Origin of the sequence: Polaromonas sp. OV174 (assembly GCF_900112285.1) — a bacterium.
Lineage (GTDB): Bacteria > Pseudomonadota > Gammaproteobacteria > Burkholderiales > Burkholderiaceae_C > Polaromonas.
Window position 1 is genome coordinate 1 of the sequence record NZ_FOKZ01000060.1, and the last position, 1,406, is coordinate 1,406.

Here is a 1,406-nt window from a genome sequence, read left to right on the forward strand (position 1 = left end):
CAATGCCAGTCAGTTAAGAGCTGACGAAGCCAAAGGAAGGTAAAAAGGGAACGTGTTCAACACGTTCCCTTTTTCATTTGTCGAGCTTTTTACAAAACACATTAGACGAGACGCTGGCGTGCTTGCCCGCCGGTGGCATCAACGAACTGAGCGCGCTGATTGATCCGGCCTGGATCGAACAAGCACTCGCCGCCACCGGCAAGGCCTCCATTCGCCGGCGCAAGCTGCCAGCCGACCACGCGGTCTGGCTGGTGATCGGTCTGGCACTGTTTCGACAGATGCCGATGTGGCAGGTCGTCCAGGAGATGGCGCTGACACTGGATGGACAAGACTTGCCCGTTCCCAGCAGCAGTGTGCAAGCCCGCCAGCGACTTGGCCCTGAACCCTTGGCCCATTTGTTTGGCCTGCTCACCGACGCGTGGGCACGGGCCCGGCCGGTGCGTGGCACCGATTTGCGTGTGTTGGCCGTCGATGGCGTGGTGTGGTCGGCCCCTGACAGCCCGCTGAACCGGGCCGATCTGGGCAGCGGCCAGACGCAGTACGGCCCTCAGCCCTGGCCCATGGTGCGGTGTGTGTGTCTGCTCGACACCGACAGCCACGAACTGCTCGATGCCAAGCTGGGCAACTACCACTGTGGCGAGCTGACGTTGGCAGCCGATCTGCGCGGCCTGGATCATTCGATCACGCTGTTTGACCGCGCCTACTTCTCGGCTGCGTTCCTGATGGACTGGCACAGCGCGGGCACCCAGCGCCATTGGCTCATGCGCGCCAAAGACAATCTGCGTCACGAGATCGTGCAAACCCTGGGAGAAGGCGACTGGCTGATTCGCATGCCGGTGTCGCAACGCGCCAGGCAACTGCGCCCCGAACTGCCCAGCCATTGGGAGGCCCGCTTGATTCAAACGCAGGTGGACGGCAAGTCCAGGCGCTTCCTCACCTCGATGCGGGAGTCAAAGCGGTTTGCTGCAGATGAGCTGGCACAGTTGTACCGCCAGCGTTGGGAGATCGAGCTGGGGTTTCGCGAGATCAAGCAGTCATTGCAGCAAGGCCAAGGCGTGCTGCGCAGCAAGCAGCCAGAATTAGTGATGCAAGAGGTCTGGGGCGTGTTACTCGCCCATACACTGCTTCGGCGGTGGATGCGTTTGATGGCTGAGCACGTGGGTGTGGCACCACTGAGGATCAGCTTTCATACGGCCAAGCACGCCATCATGGGAGCCTTGAACACCGTGCATCTGGCGCGAGCAGGCACTTTGCCAAAGCACTTGCAACTGCTGCTCGATCAGGCTCGTTACTTTGTGCTGCCGCCGCGCCGCCCTGATCGCAGCTTCCCACGCGAGGTCAAGCGATCCACCCGCAGCAAGTACCCATCAAAAAAATGCCAGTCAGCTCTTAACTGACTGGCATTG

The 1,406-nt window shown here is 60.9% G+C and carries 1 protein-coding gene; it reads left to right on the top strand.

The annotated features are described in order from the left end of the window. The first annotated feature begins 77 nt into the window (after window positions 1–77). A complete protein-coding gene (locus tag BM160_RS22035; protein WP_092008280.1) occupies window positions 78–1,397 on the top strand; it encodes an IS4 family transposase in 1,320 nt (439 codons plus the stop codon). The last annotated feature ends 9 nt before the right edge of the window (window positions 1,398–1,406 follow it).